Consider the following 24,458-nt stretch of genomic DNA (forward strand, 5'->3'; position numbering starts at 1 on the left):
ACGGGGGAGACGATCTCCACCGGCGGGGGAGGCCCCGCCCCGGTACGAGCCGTCACGCTGCTGCCATGACCAGCATCGACGTCCAGGACCTCACCAAGGAGTACGGCACCCGGCGAGCCGTGGACCACCTCACCTTCCGCGTCCTGCCCGGCCGCGTCACCGGCTTCCTCGGCCCCAACGGCGCCGGCAAGTCCACCACCATGCGCCTGGTGCTCGGCCTCGACCACCCCACGTCCGGCTCCGCCACCGTCGGCGGCCGCGCCTACGCCACCTTCGCGGAACCCCTGCGCCGGGTCGGCGCCCTGCTCGACGCGCAGGCCGCGCACGGCTCCCGCACCGGCCGCGACCATCTGCGCGTCCTGGCGGCGAGCCACCGCATCCCGGACCGCCGGGTCGACGAGGTGCTGGAGGAGACCGGCCTGGGCTCCGCGGGGCGCCGCCGGGTGCGGACCTACTCCCTGGGCATGCGCCAGCGGCTGGGCATCGCCGCCGCGCTGCTCGGCGACCCGGAGGTGATCATGCTCGACGAACCCTCCAACGGCCTCGACCCCGAAGGCATCGTGTGGATCCGCACCCTGCTGCGCCGGCTCGCGGACGAGGGGCGGACCGTCCTGGTCTCCAGCCATCTGATGAACGAGACCGCCTCCTTCGCCGACCACCTCGTCGTCCTCGGACGGGGCCGGCTCCTCGCCGACACCCCGATGCGGGAGTTCATCGACGCGCGCGTGTGCCCCACGGTCCGGATCCGCACCTCCGACCCCACCGCCCTCAAGAGCGTCCTCGCCGGGCACGGTCACGACGCCGTGGAACATCCGGGCGGCCACTGGACCGTGCCGGACGCGCGCGTGGACGACATCGGACGCCTCGCCTCCGCCGCCGGGGTGCCGATCCTCGAACTCACCGCGGACGGGGGCACGCTGGAACAGGCCTATCTGGACCTGACCGCCGCCGAGACCGAGTTCGCCGCACAGCCCCAGGAGGCCTGACCATGCAGTTCGCACCCGTGCTCAACGCCGAGTGGCTGAAGATCCGCACCGTCCGCTCGCTCCCCGGCGCCCTGTTCGCGCTGTTCGCCGCGACCACGGCGTTCTCCGCCATCGCCGGAGTGGACGGCACGCCGGACCCGGACCTCGACCCGCTGTTCACGGCCCTGTCCGGTGTCACACTGGGCCAGATCGCCGCCATCTCCTTCGGCGCCATGGCCGTATCGGCGGAGTACCACAACGGCGCCCTGCGGCTCTCACTGGCCGCGGTCCCGCGGCGCGGACGCTGGTTCGCCGCGAAGGCCACGGCGATCGCCGTCCCCACGCTGGTCGTGAGCCTGCTGACCTCCCTCGCCGCTCTCCTCGTGGCACGGGCGGGGCTCGGCGAGGCGGCGAGCGGCCTCACCCCGGCCGAGCAGATCCGGGGCGTCGTGGGCTGCGCCGTCTACCTCACGCTGATGGCCCTGTTCGCCGCGGGCCTCGCGACCCTGCTGCGCAGCGGAGCGGCCACGCTGTCCGTGCTGATCCCCTTCATCCTCGTCGTGTCCTTCGTGATCGGCGACGCGGCCGGCACCGTCGCCGACTTCCTGCCCGACCGGGCCGGACAGGTGGTCCTGTACGAGACCCACGACGGAACACCGGGCCCCTGGTCGGGACTGGCGGTCACCGCGCTGTGGACGGCCGCCGCGCTGGTGGCCGGGGCGTGGAGCCTGCGCCGCCGGGACGCCTGACCGGAAGTCGGCCGACGCCCCGCCGCCCGGCCGTGCCGACGGGTTTACTGGACCCGTGAACATCGCCCGGCACATCGCCCTCATCGACGAGCTGTGCTTCCGCCCCTTCCCGGCGGAGCACGGCCCGTCGGACGTCGGCTTCGGGGGGCCGGGCCACCATGTCGCCGTACTGGAGACCGATGGCGGCCCGGACGGGGACCCCGCGCGGCGGGCGGTCACGGTGGACCGGTTCGAGAAGGACCACGACGCCGTGTACGAGGTGCTGGCCTCCCGCTGGGGGGACACCGACCCCTGGAACCCGCGCACCGAGCGGGAGGAGACGCCCGAGCCGTGGGCCTGGCTCGGCGCCCGCGCCGGCGTGGCCCGGGTGTGGGAGGTGCAGGGCACCGGCCGCTGGGTCGCCGTGGCGGTCGCCGACCGGGACCCGGGCGACGCGGTCCAGCTGCTGGCGGTGGTCACGGAGACACCCCCGCGCTGACCACCGGCCGTCACCGCCCGGCCGCGGCCTCCCGCAGCCGGCCGAACTCCTCCGCCAGCGCCGCCGGCGTCCAGTGCGCGTTCAGCCCGCTCGGATTGGGGAGCACCCACACGCGGGTGTCGCCGATGGTCCGCTCCTGCGGCCCGACCCGCGCCTTCCGGTCGTCGAACGCCGCGCGGTACGCGGTGACCCCCACCACGGCCAGCCACCGCGGCCGCAGCCGGGCCACCTTCAGGGCGAGCAGCCGCCCGCCCTCCCGGTACTCCTCGGCGCTCAGCTCGTCGGCCCGCGCGGTCGCCCGGGCCACCACATTGGTGATCCCGAGCCCGTACGACAGCAGCTCCCGCTGCTCGGACGGCAGCAGCAGCCGGGGCGTGAAACCGGAGCGGTGCAGCGCCGGCCAGAAGCGGTTGCCGGGGCGGGCGAAGTGGTGGCCGGTCGCGGCCGTCATCAGACCGGGGTTGATGCCGCAGAACAGCACGCGCAGGCCGTCCGCGACCACGTCCGGTACGAGACGGTCGCGGGCGGCCTGAAGCTCCTCCTGGGTGAAGCGCGTCAGAGGATCGCCCCGGGGGTGTACCCGGCGGCCTCCGGGTGCTGCTTGACGATCTCGTCGACGCGGCCGACCACGGTGGCGACCTGGTCGCCCGCGGCGCCGGTGAAGGACAGCTTGTCCGCCATCAGCGCCTCCAGCTCCGCGCGGTCGAGCGGCAGCCGCTCGTCGGCGGCGAGCTTGTCGAGGAGGTCGTTGCGCTCGGCGCCCCGCTCCCGCATGGCGAGGGCGGTGGCGACGGCGTTCTCCTTGATCGCCTCGTGCGCGACCTCGCGGCCGACGCCCGCGCGCACGGCGCCCATCAGCACCTTGGTGGTGGCGAGGAACGGCAGGTAGCGGTCCAGCTCGCGGGCCACGACCGCCGGGAAGGCACCGAACTCGTCGAGCACCGTCAGGAACGTCTCCAGCAGGCCGTCCAGCGCGAAGAACGCGTCCGGCAGTGCGACCCGGCGCACCACCGAGCAGGACACGTCGCCCTCGTTCCACTGGTCGCCGGCCAGCTCGCCGGTCATCGAGGCGTAGCCGCGCAGGATCACCATCAGGCCGTTGACGCGCTCGCAGGAGCGGGTGTTCATCTTGTGCGGCATCGCGGACGAGCCGACCTGGCCCGGCTTGAAGCCCTCGGTGACCAGCTCGTGCCCGGCCATCAGCCGGATCGTCTTCGCCAGCGACGACGGCGCGGCGGCGAGCTGCACCAGCGCGGTGACGACCTCGTAGTCCAGCGAGCGCGGGTAGACCTGGCCGACGCTCGTGAACGCCTGCGAGAAGCCCAGGTGCCCGGCGATCCGCCGCTCCAGCTCCGCGAGCTTGCCCGCGTCGCCGCCGAGCAGGTCCAGCATGTCCTGCGCGGTGCCGACCGGGCCCTTGATGCCGCGCAGCGGGTAGCGGCCCAGCAGCTCCTCCACCCGGCCGTACGCGACGAGCAGCTCGTCGGTGGCGGTGGCGAACCGCTTGCCGAGGGTGGTGGCCTGCGCGGCCACGTTGTGCGAACGGCCGGCCATGACCAGCTCGCCGTACTCACCGGCCAGCTTGCCCAGCCGTGCCGCCACGGCGACCGCGCGGTCGCGGATCAGCTCCAGCGAGAGCCGGATCTGGAGCTGCTCGACGTTCTCGGTGAGGTCGCGGGAGGTCATCCCCTTGTGCACGTGCTCGTGCCCGGCGAGGTCGTTGAACTCCTCGATCCGCGCCTTCACGTCGTGCCGGGTGACCTTCTCGCGCTCGGCGATCGAGGCCAGGTCGACGGTGTCGAGGACACGCTCGTAGTCGGCGATCGCCGTGTCGGGCACCTCGATCCCGAGGTCCTTCTGGGCCCGCAGCACGGCGAGCCAGAGCTGCCGCTCCAGCCTCACCTTCTGCTCGGGGGACCAGAGCGTGGCGAGCTCGGCGGAGGCGTAGCGTCCGGCGAGGACGTTCGGGATACGGGGCTTGGCGGGCGCAGCAGTCACGTACAGGGAGTCTACTGGCGATTCCTGCAGGCCGGCGCCACCGGGTGGCCTGGAGGAAAGCACAAGGCGGCGCTACAGGCCCTCGTACGGCAGCAGCTCGGGCCGCTTCGGCGGCAGACCGTCGCCCGAGGAGCGGCCGGTGAGGCGACGGCCGATCCACGGCAGCAGGTGCTGCCGCGCGAACCGGGCGTCCGCGACCCGCCGGGCCACCCAGCGCGGCGGCAGCGTCGCCTCCGGGGGCAGATGCCACTCGGGGTCCTCCGGTGCGTGGCCCAGCGTCTGCCAGACCGCCTCCGCGACCCTGCGGTGCCCGTCCGCGGTCAGGTGCAGCCGGTCCACGTCCCACAGCCGGGGGTCGGCGAGCGACGGAGCCCCGTACAGGTCGACGACCAGCGCGCCGTGCTTCTCGGCGAGCTCGTCGACGCACTCGAACAGCGCCTCCATGCGCGGGCGGAAGCGCTCCAGGACCGGCCCCTGCCGGCCGGGGCTGCGCATCAGCACCAGCTGCCCGCAGTGCGGCGCCAGCCGCTCCACGGCCTCGGTCAGCAGATCCCGCACCCTCCCCATGTCGCACTTGGGCCGCAGGGTGTCGTTGAGCCCGCCGACCAGGGTGACGACGTCGGCCCGCATGGCGGCGGCGACCTCGACCTGCTCGTCGACGATCTGCTGGATCAGCTTGCCGCGCACCGCGAGGTTGGCGTACAGGAAACCGGGCGTGGTGGCCGCCATCCGCGCGGCGAGGAGGTCGGCCCAGCCCCGGTAGGTGCCGTCGGGGAGGAGGTCCGACATGCCCTCGGTGAAGGAGTCACCGAGGGCGACGAGGCTGCTGTAGGGGGAAGTGGGATCAGTCTGCATGGCGACACAGATGGTATCCCGTGGCACATACCCGTCGGTCGGTCGCCCTTCCCCGTGCTCAGGTCCGCTGCCCGAACAGCTCCTGCAGCACGTTCTCCATGGTCACAAGACCGGCCAGCCGCCCGTCGGTCCCGAGGACGGCCGCCAGATGCGTACGGCTGCTCCGCATGGCGGTGAGGACGTCGTCCATCGGCGTGCTCTCCCGCACCCGCGCGATGGGCCGCATGTCGCCCGGCCGGAACGGCAGGTCCCGCGGTGAGGCGTCGAGGGCGTCCTTCACATGCAGGTAGCCGACGATGCGCCGCTGCCCGTCCACCACCGGGAAGCGGGAGAACCCGGACTCCGCCGACAGCCGCTCCAGCTCCTCCGGGGTGACCCCCACGCTCGCGTAGACCACGTCCTCCAGCGGCATCACCACGTCCCGCACGGGCCGCCGGCCCAGCTCCAGCGCGTCGTGCAGCCGTTCGAGCGCGCGGTCGTCGATGAGACCCGCCTCGCCGGAGTCCTTCACGATCTGGGCCAGCTCGGCGTCCGAGAAGGACGCGACGACCTCGTTCCGTGTCTTCACCCGCAGCAGCTTCAGCAGCGTGTTGGCGAACGCGTTGATCGTGAAGATCACCGGGCGCAGCGCGCGGGACAGCGCCACCAGCGGCGGACCCAGCACCAGGGCGCTGCGCACCGGCTCGGCGAGCGCGATGTTCTTCGGCACCATCTCGCCGAGCAGCATGTGCAGATACGTCGCGAGCGCCAGCGCGATCACGAACGACACCGCGTGCCCCGCGCCCTCCGGGACACCCACCGCGTGGAACACCGGTTCCAGCAGATGCGCGATGGCCGGCTCGGCGACGACGCCGAGGACCAGCGTGCACAGCGTGATGCCGAGCTGCGCGGCCGCCATCAGCGCGGACACGTGCTCCAGACCCCACAGCACGCTCTTCGCGCGCCGGTCGCCCTTGTCGGCGTACGGCTCGATCTGGCTGCGGCGGACCGAGATCAGCGCGAACTCGGCGCCGACGAAGAAGGCGTTGACGACCAGCGTCGCCAGACCGATCAGCAGCTGTACGACGGTCATCGCCGTGCCCCCCTGTCGTCCGTGGTCCCGGCCGTCCGCCGTTCCGTCGTCCGCTGTTCCGTCGCGTGCCGGTCGTCCAGGGGCGCGTGCAGCAGGACGCGTGCCGCGCGGCGGCCGGTGGCGTCCACCACGTCCAGGCGCCAGCCGGCGACCTCGAAGGTGTCGCCGGCGGCCGGTATCCGGCCCAGCTCGGCCGCCACGAGTCCGGCGAGGGTCTCGTACGGACCCTCCGGCGCGCGCAGACCGACCCGGGCGAGCTGGTCCACCCGCGCGAAGCCGTCGGCCGAGAACAGCGCGCGCCCGCTCTCGTCGGTGCCGGCCCGGGCCAGGTCGGGGGTCTCGTGCGGGTCGTGCTCGTCGCGGACCTCGCCGACGACCTCCTCGACGATGTCCTCCAGCGTGGCCACGCCGGCCGTGCCGCCGTACTCGTCGATCACCACGGCCATGGTGCGCCGCCCGGAGAGCCGGTCGAGGAGACGGTCGACGGTGAGCGACCCGGGGACCAGCAGCGGCTCGCGCATCAGCTCCGACACGGGCACCCGGGCGCGGCGCTCCGCGGGCAGTGCCAGTACGTCCTTGACGTGCGCGGTGCCGACGACCGCGTCGAGGGTGTCGCGGTAGACGGGGAACCGGGACAGCCCGGTCGCCCGGGTCACGTTGGCCACGTCCTCACACGTGGCGTGTACCTCCAGCGCGATGACCTGGACGCGCGGTGTCATCACGTTCTCGGCGGTGAGGTCGGCGAGGTTCAGCGTGCGGACGAAGAGCTCGGCGGTGTCCGGCTCCAGGGCGCCCTCCCGGGCGGAGTGCCGGGCGAGCGCCGCGAGCTCCTGCGGCCCGCGCGCGGACTCCAGCTCCTCGGCGGGCTCCACGCCGATGCGGCGCACGATGCGGTTGGCCGTGTTGTTCAGGTGTGTGATGAACGGGCGGAAGGCGGCGCTGAACCAGCGCTGCGCGTTGCCCACCCGTCTGGCGACGGCCAGTGGCGAGGAGATCGCCCAGTTCTTGGGCACCAGCTCGCCGACCACCATCAGGAACACCGTCGACAGGGCCGTGCCGATCACCAGGGCGAGGGAGCTCGCCACCGAACCGGAGACGCCGACGTCCTCCAGCGGGCCCGCGATCAGCGCGGCGATCGACGGTTCGGCCAGCATGCCGACCACCAGGTTCGTGACCGTGATGCCGAGTTGCGCGCCGGAGAGCTGGAAGGTCAGGTTCCGTACGGCCTTGAGGGCGCCCGCGGCCCCCCGCTCGCCGCGTTCGACGGCCCGCTCCAGCTCGGCCCGCTCGACCGTGGTGAGGGAGAACTCGGCCGCGACGAAGGCGCCGCAGGCGAGCGAGAGCAGGATCGCCACCAGGAGGAGGAGCACTTCGGTCATCGGGTCACCTCTGTCCCATGGTCGGACAGGACGGGAACAGATGCGCGATGTCGCGGACCGGGAGGCTCGCCCATGGGCGGACGCACACAACCTTTCATGGAGGACCGAGTGGCCCTCCAAGGGTAAAGGATCGGCAAAGGCGTGCTGTCGGACTGTGGATCACCCGGTGAGGGGCTTCACCCAGCGCCGCCAGCGTTCCTCCCGCGCGTACCCGGCGGTGCCCCATGCATGGTGGGCGGTCTCGTTGCTCTCGAGCACCATCGCGTCCGCGCGGCGCCCGCCGAGCCGTACGAACCGCTCCTCCGCGGCGGTCAGCAGCGCGGAGGCGATGCCCCGACGGCGGCGGTCCGGGTGCACCGCCAGCCGGTAGAGATGGCACCGCCAGCCGTCGAAGCCCGCGATCACCGTGCCGGCCAGCTCACCGCCGCTCTCCGCGAGGATCAGTGCCTCGGGATCGCGGGCGACCAGCCGCTCCACGCCGTCCCGGTCGTCACTGATGCTCGTGCCCTCGGCGGCCACCTTCCAGAAGGCCAGCACGGTGTCGAGATCCTCGGGCGTCGCGGCCCGTATACGCAGCTCGGTCATGCGGTGATCACAGCACGCGTGCTCCCGCACGACACGACATTCCACGATCCGGACCACTCGGCCGCGTCTCGTCGTGCCGGGTGGTCCGCTCCGCTCCGCACGGGTCTCCGGGGTCCCGCGCGGAACGTGTCCGACGACGGCTCCGCGGGTGCGCCGGGCTGCGGGTGCGCTCGTCCGGCGCGACCCGCCGTGGGCGTGCCCGGCGTACCGGCGCGTGGTGGCCGGTCGGCCGCTGCCGGCCCTGGCCCGGCGGCTCCCGCGCGGCGCCGCGCGTCCACACGAACCGTGCGCCGGTGCGACCGCTGCCGTGCGGAGGCCGCGAGTCCGGCACGACCCGCGCGGCGACTCGTCCTGCCGACCGCACCGCGCGGAAGCCCCGCGCTCGCGCGCGGTGCTACTGCGGCTCACCGGCCTGCTGACCGTGGAGCAGGTCCCGCACCCGCATCCGCGCGGGGCTACGGGAGACGGTTCCCCGGAGAGGCGGCCGGGGGCGCCCGCACCCGCATGCGTGCGGTGCCACTGCGGCTCACCGGGCCGCCGGCCGTGGAGCAGGCCCCGTACCCGCATCCGCGTGGGGCTACGGGAGATGCCCCGGACGGGCGGCCGGGGGCGCCCGCACCCGCATGCGTGCGGTGCCACTGCGGCTCACCGGGCCGCCGGCCGTGGAGGAGGCCCCGTACCCGCACTCGCGCGGGGTTACTGGAGGCGCCCCCCGGACGGAGGACGCCCGCACCCGCGCGGAGCTACTCGTGCGCGATGGCCTCCAGTACGTTCATCCGGGACGCCCGCAGGGCCGGCAGGAGGGCCGCAGCGATGCCCACCACCGCCGAGCCGATGACGACCGCCGCGATGGTGCCCCAGGGGACGGCGAGGGCGGTCATGCCCTGGAGGGCGAGGACCTGCTGGACGCACAGGCCCCAGACCAGCCCCAGTGCGAGTCCCAGCACCGCGCCGAACACGGCGATCACCACCGACTCCAGCCGGATCATCCGCCGCAACTGCCGCCGGGCCAGGCCGATCGCCCGCAGCAGACCGATCTCGCGCGTGCGCTCCACCACCGACAGCGCCAGGGTGTTGACCACGCCCAGCACCGCGATGACGATCGCCAGCCCCAGCAGGGCGTACACGAGGTACAGCAGGACGGCGATCTGGTCGTGCACCAGCTCCTTGTAGTCGGCCTGGTCACGGGCCTGCACCTGCGGATACGGCTCCAGCGTCGTCTCCAGCCGGTCGCGCAGCTCGTCCACGCCCGTCCCGGCGGCCGCGTTGACGTACAGCGCGGAGTCCTGCCCGCCGGGCACGTACTCCTCGACCGTCGCGATGCCGAAGACCAGCCCGCCCCGCATCCCGAAGCCCTCACCGCCCTCCATGTCGGTGAGGGCGGCCACCGTCAGTTCGGTGCTCCGGCCGCCGGGGAACTCGACCGGGAGCGTGCCGCCCATGCGGACGCCGTGCTCCTCGGCGAAGTCCGCGTCCATGGCGATGTTGCCGTCCGCCAGCGCGGCCGCCGTGTCGCCGCTCGCGTACGTCACGCGCGCGACCTCGTCCGCCCGGTCGTCGTACCCGGCGGCGGTGGTCTCGATCCGCTCCCCGTCCGGCAGCCGTACCGCCACCGGCGCGAACCGCTGGCGCACGACCAGCCCCACGCCCTCCGTGTCCCGCACCCGGTCGGTGATCTCCTGGGAGAACGGCACGAAGTTGGCGTTCTGCAGCACGAAGTCGGCGCCCAGCGTCTTGTCGATCTGCTCGTCGAAGGACCGGGACATCGAGGCGCTGGCCACCGACATCCCGCCGACCAGGGCGAGCCCCACCATCAGCGCGGCGGCGGTCGCGCCGGTACGGCGGGGATTGCGCAGGGCGTTGCGCTGGCTCATCCGGCCGACCGGGCCGAACAGAGCGGGGAAGGCCCCGCCCAGCACCCGGATCACCGGCCGCACCAGCAGCGGACCGGCGATGACGGTCGCGATCAGGGTGAGGACGACACCGAGCCCCAGCAGCGAGGCCGCCGAGGAGGTCTCACCGGCGAGTACGCAGCCCACCAGCGCGGCCGCGCCGATCACGCCGACCACGGAACCCACCACCGCGCGGGTCCGCAGCGGCCGTCCCACCCCGGCGGTCTCCGCGTCGGCCAGTGCGGCCATCGGCGACACGCCCGCCGCGCGGCGGGCCGGGAGATACGCCGCGACGAAGGTGACGCCCACGCCGACGACGTACGCCGTGACGGGTGTGGTCCAGCCGACGACCATCTCCGTGGTCTTCAGGTTCATGCCGAACACGCCCATGAGCCGGATCAGCCCGAAGGCGAGCCCGACGCCGGCCGCCAGACCCAGCGTGGAGCCGACCAGACCGAGCAGCACCGCCTCGGTCAGCACCGACCGGCGTACCTGCCTGCGGTCGGCGCCCAGCGCTCGCAGCAGGCCGAGTTCGCGGGTCCGCTGGGCGATCAGCATCGAGAAGGTGTTGACGATCAGGAAGACGCCCACGAGGACCGCGATCCCGGCGAAGCCGAGCATCACGTACTTGATCACGTCGAGGAATCCGCCGAGTTCGTCGGCGGCCGTCTCGGCCAGCTCGTCCGCCGTCCTCACCTCGTAGCCGCCGTCGCCGAGCGCCGCGGTGACCCGGCGCTTCAGCTCCGCGTCGGTCACGCCCGGCGCCGCGTCGAGGGAGACGCTCGTGGCCCGGTCCGCCGAGCCCAGCAGTCTGGTGGCCGCCACCTCGGGATCGAGGAAGACCAGCGCCGCACCGGGATTCGTGGTGGTGAACGTGGCGATCCCGACGACCTCCACGCGGAACGTGCCCGGCTGTGCCTGCACGGACAGCGTGTCCCCGATCCCGACGTCCTTGACGTCGGCCGTGTCCGCGTCCAGCACCGCCTCGCCGTCGCCGCGCGGGGTGCGGCCGGAGGTCAGCTCCACCACACTGCGCTCGCTGACGTACCAGTCCACCGCGAGGGTCGGCGCGCCCGTGGTCGGCCCCACCGACTCGTTGTCGCTGTCGACGACCGTGATGTTGTCGACCTCGACGTCCGGGCGCGCAGACTCGACGCCGTCGACGCGGGACAGCTCCTGGGCGAGCGAGGCCGGGACCGTCCGGACGGCTCCCGTGGGCACCGACGACTCCAGGTCCTCCGGGGGCGCCACGGTCACATCGGCGGACGTGGAGGCGAACAGCCGGTCGAAGGTACGGGAGACCGTGTCGGAGAAGATCAGGCTGCCCGCGACGAACGCCACGGACAGGACGACGGCCAGCGCGGACAGCAGCAGCCGGCCCTTGTGCGCGAGGAAGCTCCGCAGAGTCGCCCTCAGCACGGCGTCAGTCCTTCCCGGGCGTCGGCTCGTCCGCGCCGCCGGCGGTGTCCGCGGGGGCGCGGAGCACGTCGAAGCGCTTCATCCGCTCCAGCACCGACTCCGCCGTGGGCCGGCGCATCTCGTCCACGATCCGGCCGTCCGCGAGGAAGAGCACCAGGTCGGAGTGGGCGGCGGCGCCCGGGTCGTGCGTGACCATCACGACGGTCTGTCCGAGCGAGTCCACGGCCTCGCGCAGAAAGCCGAGCACTTCGAGCCCCGCGCGGGAGTCGAGGTTGCCGGTCGGCTCGTCCGCGAAGATCAGCTCGGGGCGGGAGGCCAGCGCCCGGGCGCAGGCCACGCGCTGCTGCTGGCCGCCCGACAGTTGCGCGGGCCGGTGCTTGAGCCGGTCCCGCAGGCCGAGCGTGTCGATGACCTGGTCCAGCCACTTCTCATCGGCCTTCTGGCCCGCGATGTCCATGGGCAGGGTGATGTTCTCCCGCGCGTTCAGCGTCGGGATGAGGTTGAACGACTGGAACATGAAACCGATCCGGTCCCGCCGCAGCCGGGTCAGCTCACGGTCCTTCAGACCCGTTATCTCGGTGTCTCCCAACCACACCTGTCCGGCGGAAACGGTGTCGAGCCCCGCCAGACAGTGCATGAGCGTGGATTTCCCGGACCCCGACGGCCCCATGACCGCGGTGAACCGTCCGCGCACTATGTCCACGTCCACCGAATCCAGGGCGAGCACGGTCGTCTCGCCCGAGCCGTACGCCTTGGTCAGGCCGCGGGCGCGGGCCGCGATCCCGTCGGCCGACGCGAGGCCCGGGGCGTGCTCCGCAGCAGGTGTGGACAAGGCCGCCTCCTCCGAGTGGACGTCAGTCGTGCTCGTCGCGCCGAGGGTAGTGTGATCCGGCCCACAGCCGGTATCCCCCGTGGGTGCAGGTCCCCGATACCGATGTAAGGGACACGTTCTTCGCGTTCCTCGGTCCCGCCGAGGCACTTGCCGCTGCTAGCACCCCGGCGCTAGCTTCGAGGCATGGCGAAGACCCAGCTGAACGTGCGCGTGGACGAGGGCACCGCCCGCGCGGCGCGGGAACGTGCCCTGGCGCGCGGGATGAGCGTCAACCGCTACATCGAGGAACTGGTCCGGCAGGACACCGGCGAGGCGGGTCGCGCCTTCGTCGAGGCCGCCGCCGACTTCATGAAGCAGTACGAGAGCGTCTTCGCCGAAGAATTCGGCAAGGAGCGCGAAGGCATGCGTGAAGGCACGCGCGAAGGTCGCCGCTGAGCCGTTGAACGACCTGCGCATCGACCTCGCGTGGCTGCTCATGCTCGCCGAGCGGCAGACCCCGGGGGACCCCCAGGTCACCGACTGGGGCGCCCTCGTCGCCGCCGTCGCACGCCACGAGGCCGAGATATTCGACGTCCCCGTCTACGACAGTCCGCACGCCCGCGCCGCCTCGCTCCTCCAGCTGCTGATCCACGTCCCCGCGCTGGAGCGCTCCAACGCCCTGTTCGCCTCCGCCGTCGCGTACGCCTATCTCGTCGCCAGCGGTCTGAAGGTCGTCACCTCGCCGGAACAGGTGCGCGATCTGGCCCGCCTGGTCAAGGACGGCGAGGCGACCGTGGACGACATCGCCGCCGAGCTGCGCCGCTGGTGCGAGTGATCAGCTCCCGTCGGCCGCCGCGTCGTCCGTCGGCCGCCACGCGGTGCCCATGACGCAGTACGAGGTGGGCAGCGCCGGCCCCTTGTCCGGCATCAGCATCCGCCGGTAGGGGCCGAGCTCGAACCCCGCCCGACGCAGTGCGCCGACCGGGTCCCGCGCCACATGGCAGCCGCCGGCCAGCGGCGGCCACACCGTGCGGTCCAGCGCCCGCTGGGTGAGGTGCATGACCCGGCCGCCGCCTTGGCCGTGCTCGAAGAACCGCACCTCGCCGCCCGGCCGCAGCACCCGCCGCAGCTCCGCGAGCGCCCGCGGCACGTCCCGGACGCTGCACAGCACCAGCGAGAGCACCGCCGCGTCGAACGCCTCGCTCTTGACCGGCAGCGCCTCCGCCGTACCCGGCGCCACATCCACCGGCACCTGGGCGCGCAGTGCGGCCTCCACGGCCAGCGCCCGCAGCTCCCGCTCCGGTTCGATGGCGACGATCTCCGAGACGGTGCCCGGATAGTGCGCGAAGTTCAGACCGTTGCCCGCGCCGACCTCGATCACCCGGCCGGACAGCCCGCCGAGCAGTCCGCGCCGCACCTGGGCCATCCCCGCGCGGGTCTCGGCGGCGACGCTGAGCCGGGCGTAGTACCGCGCGAACACCGGATGGTGCACGGCATCCCGCTGCACCTTCGTGGACCGGCCGGACCGTAGCTGCATGAGGACCTCCCCCGGAACGGGCCTACGGCGATTCTCCCCCGAACCGACGATCCACACCCCCCCTGCTCGCCGTCAGGGCGCCTCGCGCACCCGGAACGTCTCCGCGTCCCAGGTCCCCTCGAGCCGGGGCGCCAGCCAGTGCGGTGCCGAGGCCCGGAACCCGGCGGGATCCAGCGCGCCCGCCCCGGCCGGTACGGCGCCCAGCAGCGGGGCACCGGTCACGTCCGGCAGGTCCAGCAGGTTGCACCGCGAGGCCAGGTCCGGCTCGGCGGGCCAGCTGCCGATCACCACACCCGCCAGGTCCAGCCCCCGCCCGCGCAGTTCACGGGCCGTCAGCTCCGTCACGTTCAGGGTGCCGAGCCCGGCCGACGCCACCACCAGCACCGGCGCGGCCAGCAGCGCCGCCGCGTCCGCCAGCGTCCCGCCGGCCGCGTCGAACCGTACGAGCAGCCCGCCCGCGCCCTCCACCAGCACCAGGTCGTGCTCCGTGGCCAGCTTGGCGGCCCGCTCCGCGACCTCGTGCGGATGCACCGGCGCCCGGCCGGCCCGGCGGGCCGCCGTGGCCGGTGCCAGCGGATCCGGGTACCGGGCCAGTTCGGCCGTCGTCACCGCACCGGCGAGCCGCGCGACCTCCTCGGCGTCCCCGGCCTCCGTCGGAAGCACACCCGTCTGCGCCGCTTTGAGCACCGCCACCGACCGGCCGGCCGCCAGCGCCGTCGCGGCGAGGGCGGCCGTCACCACCGTCTTGCCGACCTCGGTGCCCGTGCCCGTGATCACCATCACCGGCATGTCATCCCTCCTTCGCCGCCGCGCACACCGCGCGGGCGATGCGCGCCACGTCCGCGTCACCCGTGACGTACGGCGGCATGGTGTAGATCAGATCGCGGAAAGGCCGCAGCCACACGCCCTCGCGCACGGCGGCCTCCGTGGCCGCCCGCAGGTCGACGGCGTGATCGAGCTGGACCACCCCGATGGCACCGAGCACCCGCACGTCCCGCACCCCGGACAGCCCGGCCGCCGGCGCCAGCCCCTCCCGCAGGCCCGCCTCGATCCGCTTGACCTCCGCGCGCCAGTCCTGGCCGAGCAGCAGCTCGACGGAGGCGCAGGCCACGGCCGCCGCCAGCGGATTGCCCATGAACGTCGGCCCGTGCGCCAGCACCGGCACCTCACCGCGTGAGATGCCCTCGGCCACCCGCGCGGTGCACAGCGTCGCCGCCATGGTCAGATAACCGCCGGTCAGCGCCTTGCCCACACACATCACATCCGGCGTCACCGCCGCGTGCTCCGCCGCGAACAGGGCGCCCGTACGCCCGAACCCGGTCGCGATCTCGTCGAACACCAGCAGCACGCCGTGCGCGTCGCACGCCTCGCGCAGCACCCGCAGATACGCGGGGGAGTGGAACCGCATCCCGCCCGCGCCCTGCACCACCGGCTCCACGATCACCGCGGCCAGCTCACCGGCGTGCCGCTCGATCGTCGACCGCAGGTGCTCGGCGTACTCCTCCTCGTACCCGGCCGGCGGCGCGTCCGCGAAGACCTGGCGCGGCAGCACCCCGGACCACAGCTCGTGCATCCCGCCCTCGGGGTCGCACACCGACATCGGCTGCCAGGTGTCGCCGTGGTAGCCGCCCCGCCAGGTCAGCAGCCGCCGCTTCTCCGGCCGGCCCAGCGAACGCCAGTACTGCAGGCACATCTTCACCGCGACCTCGACCGACACCGACCCGGAGTCGGCGAGGAACACATGCTCCAGGCCGTCCGGCGACATGTCGACAAGGAGCTTCGCCAGCCGCACGGCGGGCTCGTGGGTGAGCCCGCCGAACATCACATGGCTCATCCGCTCCAACTGCCCGCGCGCGGCCTCGTTGAGCACCGGGTGGTTGTAGCCGTGGATCGCCGACCACCAGGACGACATCCCGTCGACCAGTTCGCCCGAGCCGTCGGCGAGTCTCAGCCGCACCCCGCTCGCCGACTCCACGACGAGCGGTTCCTGACGGCCCGGCATGGGCCCGTACGGGTGCCAGACATGCCGCCGGTCGAGATCCAGCAGCTCGGCGACGGACCGCTCAGGCATTGGGCGCGAGGTCCGTTCCGGCTCCCCGGCGGCGCACGGCGACCAGGTCCGTACGGGGCTCCTCGGGTGCACTCCCACAGGAGTCCGCGGTCGCCGGACCGCACGCGCCGCCGCCCTCGTGGGAGCCGCAGCCGCCGCCCGCGCGGTGCTCGGGCAGCGTCACCTCGCCGGTGCCCTCCACCTCGAACCCGGCGTCCGCGATCATCTCCAGGTCCGTCTTGCCGGCCTGGCCCTCGCTGGTGAGGTAGTCGCCGAGGAAGATCGAGTTGGCCAGGTGCAGCGCGAGCGGCTGCATCGTGCGCAGGTGCACCTCACGGCCGCCGGCGATCCGCACCTCGACGTCCGGGCAGACGAACCGTGTCATCGCCAGGATGCGCAGGCAGCGCTGCGGGGTGAGGTGCCACTCCTTGGCGAGCGGCGTGCCCTCCATCGGGATCAGGAAGTTGACCGGCACCGAGTCCGGGTCCAGCTCCCGCAGCGAGAAGACCACGTCGACCAGGTCCTCGTCGGACTCGCCCATGCCGGCGATCAGACCCGAGCAGGCCGACAGACCGGCGGCGTGCGCCTTCCGCACCGTGTCCACCCGGTCGGCGTACGTGTGGGTGGTCGTGATGTCCCCGTACGTCGACTCGGACGTGTTGAGGTTGTGGTTGTAGGCGTCCGCGCCCGCCTCGCGCAGCCGCTCCGCCTGGCCGTCGGAGAGCAGCCCGAGACAGGCGCACACCTCGACGCCCTCGTTCTGCTCCTTGATGGCCTTGATGGTGTCGGAGACCCGGTCCACGTCACGGTCGGTCGGACCCCGGCCGCTGGCCACCAGGCACACCCGCTTGGCGCCGCCCGCGAGACCGGCGGCGGCCGCCTGCGACGCCTGGTCCGGCTTGAGCCAGGTGTACTTCAGGATGTCGGCCTTGGAGCCGAGCCGCTGGGAACAGTAGGAGCAGTCCTCCGGGCACAGGCCGGACTTGAGGTTGACGAGATAGTTGAGTTTCACCCGTCGGCCGAACCAGTGCCGCCGCACCTTCCCGGCCGCGGCCACCACGTCGAGCAGGTCGTCGTCGGAGGTGGCCAGCACGGCCAGAGCTTCCTCGCGGGTCGGCGTCTCACGCCGAAGCCCCTTGTCCACCAGCGTGTTCAGCAGGTTCATGAGAGCCGATCCTGTCCTACCCGACCCGCCCGGGCCAAGGAGAGTTCGTACAACAGAGGCACTTCGAGGTGTGGGTATCGCCACACAGTGGTCCGTCCGGCCTCCCGCTAATGTCTGTGCACTGCCTACAAAAATCCCGGAGGACCCATGGCGTTCGGCTGGATCGACGAGCAGGCGGAACTGCGCCGCCGGGCCGGACTCGTACGCACCCTGCGTCCCCGGGCCGCCGACACGCCGCTGCTCGATCTGGCGAGCAACGACTACCTGGGCCTGGCCCGGCATCCGGAGGTCACCGAGGGCGCCGCGCGGGCCGCGCGGACCTGGGGCGGCGGGGCGACCGGCTCCCGGCTCGTCACCGGCACCACCGGGCTCCACACCGAACTGGAAAGCGAACTGGCCGCCTTCTGCGGCTTCGAGGCGGCCCTGGTCTTCTCCTCCGGCTACGCGGCCAACCTCGCCGCCGTCACCGCGCTGGCCCCGCACGGCTCCAGGATCGTCTCCGACGCGGGCAACCACGCCTCGCTGATCGACGGCTGCCGGCTCGCCCGCGGTACGACGCAGGTCGCGGCGCACTCCGATCCCGACGCCGTGCGCAAGGCGCTGGGCGGGCACGACGGGCCCGCGGTCGCGGTGTCCGACACGGTGTTCTCGGTGGACGGCGACGCCGCCCCGCTCGCCGGGCTCGCCGAGGCGTGCCGGGAGCACGGCGCGGGTCTGGTGCTCGACGACGCGCACGGCCTCGGTGTGCTCGGCGACGGCGGGCGCGGGGCCCCGCACGCGGCGGGACTGGCGGGCGCCGACGACGTCGTCGTGACGGTGACGCTGTCCAAGTCGCTCGGCAGCCAGGGCGGAGCGGTGCTCGGCCCGGCCCGGGTGATCGAGCACCTGGTCAACGCGGCCCGGACGTTCATCTTCGACACGGGACTCGCCCCCGCCGCGGCGGGGGCGGCCCTGGCGGCCCTGCGGCTGCTGCGCCGTGAGCCGGGGCGCGCGGCACGGGCGGGCGAGGTGGCGCGGGAACTGCACTCCCGGCTGACGGCCGCGGGTCTGGAAGCGGTGCGTCCGGACGCCGCGGTCGTCTCCGTGCGCGCCCCTTCCCCGGAGCAGGCCGTGCGATGGGCGGCCGACTGCCGGGCGGCCGGCCTGTCCGTGGGCTGCTTCCGTCCTCCTTCCGTGCCCGACGGCGTCTCACGGCTCAGACTGACCGCCCGCGCGGACCTGTCCGGGGCGGAGATCGAACGCGCTGTACGGGTGATCGGCGAGACGCGGCCATGAGTCGGCGGGACACGGCCGTGCGTCGCCCGATGACGGGCTGACCGGTCGGGTCGTCAGCCGACCGCGGTCACGAACTCCGTCCAGCTGGCGGGGGAGAAGAGCAGCGCCGGCCCGTCCGGGGCCTTGGAGTCGCGCACGGCGAGCAGTCCGGCCAGGGGGCCGGCGGCCGGCCGGGCCGTCTCCACGCAGTTGTTCGCCCCCGTGCTGTAGCTGCTGCGCAGCCACCTCACATCGCGCAGTGCGAGGCCGGAAGGGATGGTCCGAGGCGGTACGGGCATCGTGCCTCCTTACGCGCCGGCGGCTGTGCCGGCGATGAAATCCAACGAGTCCTCGGGTGAAAGGGCGTGGACCGAGAGGGCGTCGAAGGCCTCCGAGTACACCCGGAGGTCTTCTTTCCGCTCCAGATGGAGGCTACTCGTCAAGTGGTCGAGAACAACCACGTCCAGATCAGAAGTGCGCGAAAATGAAAAGATTACGAAAGGACCGGTCACACCGATGTGCGCGCCCGCGCTGAACGGCAGGACCTGCAACCGAACTTGGGGCAGCCGGGCCGCCTCGACCAGCCGGTCGAGCTGACGGGCCATCACGCCGGGACCGCCGACCTCCCGGCGCAGCACCGCCTCGTCCAGGACCGCGCTCAGCTCCAGCGGCGGTGTCGCCCGCAGCACGTCCTGCCGGGCCAGCCGCACCTCCACCAGCGCGTCCAGGCGCTCCTCCGACGTGTCCTCCAGGGCCGCCTCCGTCACCGCCCGCGCGTACTCCGGCGTCTGCAGCAGCCCCGGGATCACCGTGGTCTCCAGGGTGCGCATCGCGCTCGCCTGCGACTCCAGGCTGATGAAGTCCCGGTAGGTCGGCGGCAGCACGCCCCGGTAGGCGTGCCACCAGTGGTGCCGTCCGTCGTCGTCACCGGAGCCCGACAGCACCAGCAGCAACTCCCGCAACTGCGGGTCGGCCACGCCGTAGACGTCGAGCAGTAACCGCACGTCGGCCGGTTTCACCCCGCTCGTGCCCGTCTCGATCCGGCTCACCTTCGACTGGTGCCAGCCCGCGAGGCGGGCCGCCTCACCGCTGGTGAGTTCCGCCGAGGTGCGCAGCGCGCGCAGTTCGGCGCCCAGTTTCCGGCGGCGCACCGCGGGACCGTGCTGCATGGACTTCTCCTTACTCCTTCCGAGTCGCCCGGATACGGTCTCCCGTCGCAGAGTTCACCGTTTTGAGCGACAGATATATGCACATCTTGGTGGATCGCCGTCCTGCGCCGTGCGGGGATGGCAGTCTGGCGGCGAAGCACCAGTGCGGGACCGTACTCGAACCATCCGCTCCGTGTCGGACTGCGGTCCCGTGGGAAAGGGACGACGTCGCCATGGCAGACCATCTGGAAGCATCCGTCACTCTGCCGAGCGATCCAGCCTCGGTCTCGGCCGCCCGTGCCCATGTGGTGGGCACGCTGGAGGAATGGGGCATGCCGGCGGACGCGGAACTGTGCGACACCGTCCGGCTGATCGTCTCCGAACTCGCCACCAACGCGGTGCAGCACACGTTCGGGCAGTCGCCCACGTTCACCGTGGACGTCGTCCTGGTCCGTGACGAACGGGTGCACATCGGTGTCACGGACAGCCACCCGCGGTTCCCCAAGCGGCTGCCCGCGGCGGTCCAGCAGGACAACGGCCGCGGGCTGGTCATCATCCGCTGGCTGACCGCGGAATGCGGCGGCAGGCTCAGGATCCGCCCCACGCGCGAGGGCGGCAAGACCGTGTCGGTCGAACTCCCGTGGACCGTCCAGGCCGCCGAAGCGGTCACGGCGGCCAGGCGGCAGGAGCGGTAGCCGGGCGGCGGGCGGCGGTGTCCCGGGGCACCGCCGCCCGCCGCGGTCACCTCACCCGGCCGTACGAGACGCTGCGGGTCCAGATCTTCTGCAGGCGCACCACGTCCCCGGTCTTCGGGGCGTGCCAGATCTTGCCCTTACCCGCGTAGATGCCGACGTGGTAGACGTAGCCGCCCGAATGGAAGAACACCAGGTCTCCCGCCCTGCGGCTGCCGGCGGAGATGTGGCGCGTCTTGTTGTACTGCTGGGCGGCGGTGCGCGGCAGCTTCTTGCCCGCCTTCTTGAACGAGTACAGCGTCAGGCCCGAGCAGTCGAACCTGTACGGACCCGTGGCGCCCCACTTGTAGGGCGATCCCTTCTTGGAGGCGGCGATGCGCAGCGCCTTGGTGGCAGAGGTCGCGGCGGCCGCCTCCGAGGCGGCTCCGGGGACCACGATGGAGCCGCCCACGGCGGCCAGGGTGAGGGCCGAGGCCGTGCCGGCCCGGGCCATGAGAGACGGGACACGATTGAGCGCAGTCATGCGCAACCCTTCGTCAGCCGCCTGTGAAGGATGACCTGTCGGATTCGGGCTGGCGAAGTGGCCCGGCCGCACATGTGCGGCTTCACCCCAAGGACTGCTCGGAACTGACGTCCCGGCGGCCCGTCGTGCTTGGGTCCTCCACTCCTGCCGATCCACTCCTGTCGACCGGTCATCCGGGCGGCGGCAGGACTCGGCGTCCGCCCGGATCGCCCCGCCGCGGCGGCGGGGTCTTGTCGTCAGTCAGGGATCTTGGCTCATGGCGCGATCGAAATCCCAACGGAACGTGGGGTTTGTGTTGTTACTCACCAACCACCCGTTCGGGTGGACGCCTCCGTGTTCGGACCCTCGCCGAGGACCCGGGGGAGCCCCGGACCAGGGGCGGAAAGCACCGTTCCGTCCGTGCGGTACGCGCGCTGCGCAACTTCGAGCGCCCGAAAACAGCAGGTTCGTCTACGCCGGACGGGGGTACGCCGTTTGGTCCGTTTCAACCCCGGCCGAGGCGCACCGTCGGCCGGGGCCGCCGTCCGGGGTCCGCGGATGTCAACTGCCGCGGGCCGGCGGCAGCGTGACCCTGGCCGTGCGCCGTTCGCCGTCCAGCACGCGCAGGGCCCGGGCCAGCGTGTCGGAGTGCAGTTCGCTCTCGCCGCGCCGGTGCATCAGGGTCAGCGCGTCGCGCAGCGCGACGGCCTTGCCGACCAGCGCCTGAGCCGCGCGCAGTCCGCGGTAGGTGTCACCGCCCAGGGCCGGGTTGACCCGGCCGAGCAGGTCGACGGCCTCGAGGTAACGGTCGATCAACTCGGCCTCCGCGCGGGTCAGCGCGGGCAGCGGCGGCAGCTCCGGTGGCAGCATCCGCGGCTCACCTCGCGCCGGAGGCGGGGGACAGGCTCCTGCGGCCGGGCACGATCCGGTCCGCCAGGCCGTACTCCACCGCCGCCTGCGCGTCGAGAACCTTGTCCCGCTCGATGTCCGCCCGGACCTGCTCCGGGGTGCGGCCCGTGTGCCGGACCAGGATCTCCTCCATCCGTGACCGGATCCGGGTCAACTCCTCGGCCTGGATCGCCAGATCACTGGTCTGTCCCTCGACCGGCTCCAGGAGGGAGGGCTGACGGAGCACCAGGCGGGAACCGGGCAGCAGCAGTCGCTTGCCCGGGGTGCCGGCGGCCAGCAGCAGCGCGGCGGCGCCCTCCGCCTGGCCCAGACAGATCGTCTGCACGTCGCAGGAGACGTAGCGCAGCGTGTCGTAGATCGCCGACATGGCGTGGAAGGAGCCGCCGGGGGAGTTGACGTAGAGCGAGATGTCCCGGTCGGGGGAGTGGTGCTCCAGGTACATGAACTGCGCCATCACGTCGTTCGCGGAGGTCTCGTCGACCTGTGTCCCGAGGATGACGATCCGCTCCTCGAGCAGCTTCGAGTAGGGGTCCATCGTCCGGTTCCCCGATGCCGTGCGTTCGGTGAGCTCGGGCAGGACGTGGCGGGCGGACGGTCGGGTCATGAGAGCCCCTCCTGTCTGGTTGTCTCTGTAAAAAATGTACAGGACGTACGTGACGTTATGATGGGTTCATGGCCTACGAGATTCCGGTTACCCAAGCCAGGGCTGAGCTCGCCGACCTCATCAACCGCGTGGTGTACGGCGGTGAGCGCGTCGTCGTGACCCGGCACGGAAAACCCCTCGTCGCCCTTGTCTCCGCCGATGACCTGCGACGACTCGAAGAACTCAGGGAGGCGCCGGAGCCCGCCGAGGAGCAGGTGGTCAGCACGGTGGCCGGTGTCCGCGAGGTCGCGTCCGCTCCCCGCGAACGGCAGCGCTTCGGCATCGCGGCGGAGCACCGGGGAACGGCCACCTCGTAAGCCCTTACGGCAGAACCGTGCACCCCCCGTCCGCTACGGCGGGGGCGCACGGTCGTTCCACGCGGCCGGAGGCCGGCCGTCGAGCGGGCCGATGGCAGCCGACGGGGCCGGCCCGCGGTCAGCCGACGGGGGCCGGTTCGCGCTCGGACGCGGACCGCGTGTTCCTCGTACGTTCCTTCAGTGCGCCGCCGACCAGTACGGCGCCCAGGCCCAGCGCGGCCCACCAGGTCAGCGTCAGGGCGGGGCCGGCCGCCGCCGCGCCGTCGAAGAAGGACACCGAGCGCAGCAGCGACACGCCCGCCCCCGGCGGCAGCCACCGGCCTATCGCCCCGGCCGGCTCGGGCAGCATCTCCGGTGCCGAGGACGCCCCCGAGAAGGGGTTGCCGAGCAGCATGATCACCAAGCCGCCGAGCGCGATGCCCGCCCGTCCGAGCAGCGCCGCGAGTCCGGCGACCGTCGCCCCCATGGCCAGCGCGGCCAGCGCGAACGTACCGGCCACCGTCCACCAGTTCCCCGGAACGGCGTCCAGCCAGCTGTGCGCAAGCGCCGCGGCCACCGCGCCGACCAGGGTGGCGGATCCGGCCAGCGCGGCCACCGCGCGGGTGCCGCGCAGCCCCAGCAGCGTCACCGCGGCACCGGCGCCGATCCCGGCCAGGGCCAGTGGCAGCACGCTCGTGTTCAGGACCGCGCCGCGAGGGTCCCCCTCGGCGGCGGGCACCACGTCCACGGTGGTGACCCGGCTGCCGGAGGCCGAGGTCTGCTGGGTCACCGCCTGTCGCAGCAGCTGGGCCACGACCGGGCTCGCGGCGGACGCGGTGAGCAGTTTCGGTCCCTGCCCGGTGACGACGACCGCGCCGTACACCTCGCGGTCCTCGACCGCTTCCCGGGCGGCGGCCTCGTCGGCGTAGTGGTGGAGGTCGAAGGCGCCCTCCTGGCGCTCCAGCCGCTGCTCCACCGGTGCGGTCGCGGCGGTGGGGCCGGCCACGCCGAGCGGCAGGTCGCGGGGCGCCGTACGGGCCGCGGGCCAGGCGAAGGCCCAGAGCGCCAGCGCCACCAGGGCGGGGATCAGCAGTGTCACGGCGACGACGCGACGGTGCGGCGACAGTGTCGAGAGGGACATGAGGGCTCCGGCGATCTAAAAGAAGGATCGTTCGTTTTAGGTTCACCGTCACCGTCCCGCTCCGTCCGCTCCTTGTCAAGAAGGAATGTTCGTTTTAGATTGTGGTCATGGCCCGCGTATCCCAGGAACACCTCGACGCCCGCCGCCGCCAGATCCTCGACGGCGCCGCGTCCTGCTTCGCCCGCAACGGCTTCCACGCCACCTCGATGCAGGACGTGCTCAAGGAGGCGGACCTCTCCGCGGGCGCCGTCTACCGGTACTTCCGGGGGAAGGACGAGCTGATCGCCGCGATCGTGACCGATGTGCTCGACACGGTGCGCGGCATCCTCGAACAGGCCGCCCAGGAGAGTCCGCCGCCCACCCCGGACGTGCTCGTTCCGCGGGCCCTGGCCCGGATGAGGGAGCAGCGGCCGGCCACTCTGGACGACGGTGGGTGGATGTTCCCGCGGCTGATGATCCAGGTGTGGACGGAGACCACGCGCAGTCCCGAACTGGCGGCTGTGCTGGGTGAGGGGTACGACAACGTCCGCAGGGCCTGGGGGAGGGTTGCCGAGGGGTACCAGGACGCCGGTCTGATGTCCGCGGACGCGGACACGGACGCTGTGGCGCGGGCGATGATCGCGCTGGTGCAGGGGTTCGCCGCTCAGATGGCGCTGTTCGGCGGGATCTCCGAGCGGACGCTGGGGGAGGGGTTGCGGGCGCTGATGGCTGTGGGGCCTGCCCGGGCGGACACCTGACGGGGGGTCGCCCCCGCCGCCCGTTTCCATTCCCCACCCCGGGGGCTGCGTCCCCGGACCCCCCTTCGGCCTGAACTGCCTCGTCCTCAGACGCCGGACGGGCCGGAAGCGCTTGGCCTGCTGAAAAGTGCGTCCGATTGATGGGGTGTCAATATCCGGTTATCGGATTGGCAAAGAACGG

General features: G+C 72.7%; 27 protein-coding genes and 1 riboswitch. Of the genes, 9 read left to right on the plus strand and 18 right to left on the minus strand.

What is annotated here, in order from left to right:
• Positions 1-65: 65 nt before the first annotated feature.
• The 3 genes from AMK33_RS22155 to AMK33_RS22165 are packed head-to-tail and all read left to right on the plus strand — an operon-like array spanning position 66 to position 2,192.
• Positions 66-986, plus strand: coding sequence for an ABC transporter ATP-binding protein (locus AMK33_RS22155; protein ID WP_073934655.1), 921 nt, complete (start codon positions 66-68; stop codon positions 984-986).
• Positions 987-988: 2 nt separating this feature from the next.
• Positions 989-1,714 carry an ABC transporter permease gene (locus tag AMK33_RS22160; RefSeq protein ID WP_073934656.1) on the plus strand — a complete coding sequence of 242 codons (726 nt, stop codon included), beginning with the start codon at positions 989-991 and terminating at the stop codon, positions 1,712-1,714.
• A gap of 55 nt (positions 1,715-1,769) precedes the next feature.
• Positions 1,770-2,192: a hypothetical protein gene (locus tag AMK33_RS22165; RefSeq protein WP_073934657.1), complete on the plus strand. Its 423-nt coding sequence runs from the start codon at positions 1,770-1,772 to the stop codon at positions 2,190-2,192.
• Positions 2,193-2,202: 10 nt separating this feature from the next.
• Here the strand turns inward: AMK33_RS22165 and mug are convergent, their stop codons facing one another.
• The 8 genes from mug to AMK33_RS22205 form a co-directional block, all read right to left on the minus strand.
• On the minus strand, positions 2,203-2,751 hold the full coding sequence (gene mug, locus AMK33_RS22170; protein ID WP_073934848.1) for a G/U mismatch-specific DNA glycosylase: 549 nt from the start codon (positions 2,749-2,751) through the stop codon (positions 2,203-2,205).
• Complete coding sequence (gene purB, locus AMK33_RS22175) at positions 2,748-4,190, minus strand: adenylosuccinate lyase (RefSeq protein ID WP_073934658.1); 1,443 nt, start codon at positions 4,188-4,190, stop codon at positions 2,748-2,750. Before purB ends, mug begins: the two co-directional genes overlap by 4 nt.
• A gap of 72 nt (positions 4,191-4,262) precedes the next feature.
• The gene (locus AMK33_RS22180; protein ID WP_073934659.1) at positions 4,263-5,045 is read right to left on the minus strand and encodes an SGNH/GDSL hydrolase family protein; all 783 of its coding nucleotides are present in this window, start codon (positions 5,043-5,045) and stop codon (positions 4,263-4,265) included.
• 58 nt (positions 5,046-5,103) lie between these two features.
• Entirely contained in the window at positions 5,104-6,117 is a 1,014-nt protein-coding gene (locus AMK33_RS22185) for a hemolysin family protein (RefSeq protein ID WP_073934660.1), read from the minus strand.
• Positions 6,114-7,496 carry a hemolysin family protein gene (locus AMK33_RS22190; RefSeq protein ID WP_073934661.1) on the minus strand — a complete coding sequence of 461 codons (1,383 nt, stop codon included), beginning with the start codon at positions 7,494-7,496 and terminating at the stop codon, positions 6,114-6,116. The genes AMK33_RS22185 and AMK33_RS22190 overlap by 4 nt, the downstream gene beginning before the upstream one ends.
• Positions 7,497-7,655: 159 nt before the next feature.
• Entirely contained in the window at positions 7,656-8,081 is a 426-nt protein-coding gene (locus AMK33_RS22195) for a GNAT family N-acetyltransferase (RefSeq protein WP_073934662.1), read from the minus strand.
• Between the two features lie 743 nt (positions 8,082-8,824).
• On the minus strand, positions 8,825-11,392 hold the full coding sequence (locus AMK33_RS22200) for an ABC transporter permease (protein ID WP_073934663.1): 2,568 nt from the start codon (positions 11,390-11,392) through the stop codon (positions 8,825-8,827).
• A gap of 4 nt (positions 11,393-11,396) precedes the next feature.
• Entirely contained in the window at positions 11,397-12,224 is an 828-nt protein-coding gene (locus AMK33_RS22205) for an ABC transporter ATP-binding protein (protein WP_073934664.1), read from the minus strand.
• 183 nt (positions 12,225-12,407) lie between these two features.
• On the opposite strand from AMK33_RS22205, the gene AMK33_RS22210 reads away from it, so the two are divergent.
• Complete coding sequence (locus tag AMK33_RS22210; RefSeq protein WP_073934665.1) at positions 12,408-12,659, plus strand: toxin-antitoxin system, antitoxin component; 252 nt, start codon at positions 12,408-12,410, stop codon at positions 12,657-12,659.
• A gap of 4 nt (positions 12,660-12,663) precedes the next feature.
• Positions 12,664-13,038, plus strand: coding sequence for a fic family toxin-antitoxin system, toxin component (locus tag AMK33_RS22215; RefSeq protein ID WP_073934849.1), 375 nt, complete (start codon positions 12,664-12,666; stop codon positions 13,036-13,038).
• Here AMK33_RS22215 and AMK33_RS22220 read toward each other — a convergent pair whose 3' ends face one another.
• The 4 genes from AMK33_RS22220 to bioB form a co-directional block, all read right to left on the minus strand.
• Positions 13,039-13,740 carry a class I SAM-dependent methyltransferase gene (locus AMK33_RS22220; RefSeq protein ID WP_073934666.1) on the minus strand — a complete coding sequence of 234 codons (702 nt, stop codon included), beginning with the start codon at positions 13,738-13,740 and terminating at the stop codon, positions 13,039-13,041.
• Positions 13,741-13,812: 72 nt separating this feature from the next.
• Positions 13,813-14,529 (minus strand): dethiobiotin synthase, encoded by a 717-nt coding sequence (bioD, locus tag AMK33_RS22225; RefSeq protein ID WP_073934667.1) that lies wholly within the window; start codon positions 14,527-14,529, stop codon positions 13,813-13,815.
• 1 nt (position 14,530) lies between these two features.
• The gene (locus tag AMK33_RS22230) at positions 14,531-15,811 is read right to left on the minus strand and encodes an adenosylmethionine--8-amino-7-oxononanoate transaminase (RefSeq protein ID WP_073934668.1); all 1,281 of its coding nucleotides are present in this window, start codon (positions 15,809-15,811) and stop codon (positions 14,531-14,533) included.
• Positions 15,804-16,955 (minus strand): biotin synthase BioB, encoded by a 1,152-nt coding sequence (gene bioB / locus AMK33_RS22235; protein WP_073934669.1) that lies wholly within the window; start codon positions 16,953-16,955, stop codon positions 15,804-15,806. Before bioB ends, AMK33_RS22230 begins: the two co-directional genes overlap by 8 nt.
• A gap of 147 nt (positions 16,956-17,102) precedes the next feature.
• Here bioB and AMK33_RS22240 point away from each other — a divergent pair, with 147 nt between their 5' ends.
• The gene (locus tag AMK33_RS22240) at positions 17,103-18,230 is read left to right on the plus strand and encodes an 8-amino-7-oxononanoate synthase (protein WP_073934670.1); all 1,128 of its coding nucleotides are present in this window, start codon (positions 17,103-17,105) and stop codon (positions 18,228-18,230) included.
• Positions 18,231-18,283: 53 nt separating this feature from the next.
• On the opposite strand, the gene AMK33_RS22245 is transcribed toward AMK33_RS22240, so the two are convergent.
• Positions 18,284-18,508, minus strand: a complete 225-nt coding sequence (locus AMK33_RS22245) for a DUF397 domain-containing protein (RefSeq protein ID WP_073934671.1) — start codon at positions 18,506-18,508, stop codon at positions 18,284-18,286.
• A gap of 9 nt (positions 18,509-18,517) precedes the next feature.
• Entirely contained in the window at positions 18,518-19,378 is an 861-nt protein-coding gene (locus tag AMK33_RS22250; RefSeq protein ID WP_073934672.1) for a helix-turn-helix domain-containing protein, read from the minus strand.
• Between the two features lie 212 nt (positions 19,379-19,590).
• Here AMK33_RS22250 and AMK33_RS22255 point away from each other — a divergent pair, with 212 nt between their 5' ends.
• Positions 19,591-20,052, plus strand: a complete 462-nt coding sequence (locus AMK33_RS22255) for an ATP-binding protein (RefSeq protein WP_073934673.1) — start codon at positions 19,591-19,593, stop codon at positions 20,050-20,052.
• Positions 20,053-20,098: 46 nt separating this feature from the next.
• On the opposite strand, the gene AMK33_RS22260 is transcribed toward AMK33_RS22255, so the two are convergent.
• From AMK33_RS22260 to AMK33_RS22270, 3 genes are all read right to left on the minus strand, one after another.
• A complete protein-coding gene (locus tag AMK33_RS22260; RefSeq protein ID WP_073934674.1) occupies positions 20,099-20,572 on the minus strand; it encodes a C40 family peptidase in 474 nt (157 codons plus the stop codon).
• Positions 20,573-20,575: 3 nt separating this feature from the next.
• Positions 20,576-20,765, minus strand: a riboswitch (cyclic di-AMP (ydaO/yuaA leader).
• Between the two features lie 347 nt (positions 20,766-21,112).
• Positions 21,113-21,421, minus strand: coding sequence for a hypothetical protein (locus AMK33_RS22265; protein ID WP_073934675.1), 309 nt, complete (start codon positions 21,419-21,421; stop codon positions 21,113-21,115).
• Between the two features lie 7 nt (positions 21,422-21,428).
• Positions 21,429-22,064, minus strand: coding sequence for an ATP-dependent Clp protease proteolytic subunit (locus AMK33_RS22270; protein WP_073934676.1), 636 nt, complete (start codon positions 22,062-22,064; stop codon positions 21,429-21,431).
• A 68-nt stretch (positions 22,065-22,132) separates the two neighbouring features.
• Here AMK33_RS22270 and AMK33_RS22275 point away from each other — a divergent pair, with 68 nt between their 5' ends.
• Positions 22,133-22,420: a type II toxin-antitoxin system Phd/YefM family antitoxin gene (locus AMK33_RS22275; RefSeq protein WP_073934677.1), complete on the plus strand. Its 288-nt coding sequence runs from the start codon at positions 22,133-22,135 to the stop codon at positions 22,418-22,420.
• A 118-nt stretch (positions 22,421-22,538) separates the two neighbouring features.
• On the opposite strand, the gene AMK33_RS22280 is transcribed toward AMK33_RS22275, so the two are convergent.
• Entirely contained in the window at positions 22,539-23,540 is a 1,002-nt protein-coding gene (locus AMK33_RS22280) for an ABC transporter permease (RefSeq protein ID WP_073934678.1), read from the minus strand.
• Positions 23,541-23,647: 107 nt separating this feature from the next.
• Here AMK33_RS22280 and AMK33_RS22285 point away from each other — a divergent pair, with 107 nt between their 5' ends.
• On the plus strand, positions 23,648-24,277 hold the full coding sequence (locus AMK33_RS22285; protein WP_073934850.1) for a TetR/AcrR family transcriptional regulator: 630 nt from the start codon (positions 23,648-23,650) through the stop codon (positions 24,275-24,277).
• Positions 24,278-24,458 lie beyond the last annotated feature (181 nt).

Source organism: Streptomyces sp. CB02400, assembly GCF_001905725.1.
Lineage (GTDB): Bacteria > Actinomycetota > Actinomycetes > Streptomycetales > Streptomycetaceae > Streptomyces > Streptomyces atrovirens.

Coding starts and splice junctions, on each gene's coding strand:
- AMK33_RS22155 (WP_073934655.1), top strand. CDS start 66: ATGACCAGCATCGACGTCCAGGACCTCACCAAGGAGTACGGCACCCGG.
- AMK33_RS22160 (WP_073934656.1), top strand. CDS start 989: ATGCAGTTCGCACCCGTGCTCAACGCCGAGTGGCTGAAGATCCGCACC.
- AMK33_RS22180 (WP_073934659.1), bottom strand. CDS start 5,045: ATGCAGACTGATCCCACTTCCCCCTACAGCAGCCTCGTCGCCCTCGGT.
- AMK33_RS22185 (WP_073934660.1), bottom strand. CDS start 6,117: ATGACCGTCGTACAGCTGCTGATCGGTCTGGCGACGCTGGTCGTCAAC.
- AMK33_RS22190 (WP_073934661.1), bottom strand. CDS start 7,496: ATGACCGAAGTGCTCCTCCTCCTGGTGGCGATCCTGCTCTCGCTCGCC.
- AMK33_RS22195 (WP_073934662.1), bottom strand. CDS start 8,081: ATGACCGAGCTGCGTATACGGGCCGCGACGCCCGAGGATCTCGACACC.
- AMK33_RS22210 (WP_073934665.1), top strand. CDS start 12,408: ATGGCGAAGACCCAGCTGAACGTGCGCGTGGACGAGGGCACCGCCCGC.
- AMK33_RS22220 (WP_073934666.1), bottom strand. CDS start 13,740: ATGCAGCTACGGTCCGGCCGGTCCACGAAGGTGCAGCGGGATGCCGTG.
- bioD (WP_073934667.1), bottom strand. CDS start 14,529: ATGCCGGTGATGGTGATCACGGGCACGGGCACCGAGGTCGGCAAGACG.
- AMK33_RS22230 (WP_073934668.1), bottom strand. CDS start 15,811: ATGCCTGAGCGGTCCGTCGCCGAGCTGCTGGATCTCGACCGGCGGCAT.
- bioB (WP_073934669.1), bottom strand. CDS start 16,955: ATGAACCTGCTGAACACGCTGGTGGACAAGGGGCTTCGGCGTGAGACG.
- AMK33_RS22240 (WP_073934670.1), top strand. CDS start 17,103: ATGGCGTTCGGCTGGATCGACGAGCAGGCGGAACTGCGCCGCCGGGCC.
- AMK33_RS22245 (WP_073934671.1), bottom strand. CDS start 18,508: ATGCCCGTACCGCCTCGGACCATCCCTTCCGGCCTCGCACTGCGCGAT.
- AMK33_RS22250 (WP_073934672.1), bottom strand. CDS start 19,378: ATGCAGCACGGTCCCGCGGTGCGCCGCCGGAAACTGGGCGCCGAACTG.
- AMK33_RS22255 (WP_073934673.1), top strand. CDS start 19,591: ATGGCAGACCATCTGGAAGCATCCGTCACTCTGCCGAGCGATCCAGCC.
- AMK33_RS22260 (WP_073934674.1), bottom strand. CDS start 20,572: ATGACTGCGCTCAATCGTGTCCCGTCTCTCATGGCCCGGGCCGGCACG.
- AMK33_RS22265 (WP_073934675.1), bottom strand. CDS start 21,421: ATGCTGCCACCGGAGCTGCCGCCGCTGCCCGCGCTGACCCGCGCGGAG.
- AMK33_RS22270 (WP_073934676.1), bottom strand. CDS start 22,064: ATGACCCGACCGTCCGCCCGCCACGTCCTGCCCGAGCTCACCGAACGC.
- AMK33_RS22275 (WP_073934677.1), top strand. CDS start 22,133: ATGGCCTACGAGATTCCGGTTACCCAAGCCAGGGCTGAGCTCGCCGAC.
- AMK33_RS22280 (WP_073934678.1), bottom strand. CDS start 23,540: ATGTCCCTCTCGACACTGTCGCCGCACCGTCGCGTCGTCGCCGTGACA.
- AMK33_RS22285 (WP_073934850.1), top strand. CDS start 23,648: ATGGCCCGCGTATCCCAGGAACACCTCGACGCCCGCCGCCGCCAGATC.